Consider the following 388-nt stretch of genomic DNA (forward strand, 5'->3'; position numbering starts at 1 on the left):
GGGCGGCTGTAGCCATGATGGACCATCTTGCCCTGCCGGACTGCTATCTGTCGAAAGCAGACGGGACAGGTGCGAACGTGCTTGTCCGGGTTGATCGGAGCCGAGGGCCCGGTCGCGGGCGCCCTGCCTTTCACCACCTTGTGCTTCAAGCTCGCTGCGAGCATTGCAAGTGGAAGCGCTTCGGCCATGAATGCGCGGATCGCCTCAGCGGCTGGGCCCTCTGCATGGGACTTGGAGGCCTTCTTGCTCGCGGCGATGACACTGTGCAATCCCATGAGGTGGATGTCGTGGTACAGGTCGCGAGTGAGTAGGGGTTGGCCCCACAGCCGGCCATCGCTGAAGTGGGGCTTGAGCACGTTCTGTGTCCAGGCTGTGTCCAGGATGCGGG

1 pseudogene is annotated in these 388 nt (G+C 63.4%); it reads right to left on the reverse strand.

Annotated elements, in window-relative coordinates:
• Positions 1–275 (reverse strand): annotated as a pseudogene (locus GVL52_RS30735) (hypothetical protein); the annotation flags it as partial.
• Positions 276–388: the final 113 nt, after the last annotated feature.

Origin of the sequence: Rhizobium sp. 18055 (assembly GCF_902706285.1) — a bacterium.
Classification (GTDB): Bacteria; Pseudomonadota; Alphaproteobacteria; order Rhizobiales; family Rhizobiaceae; genus Rhizobium.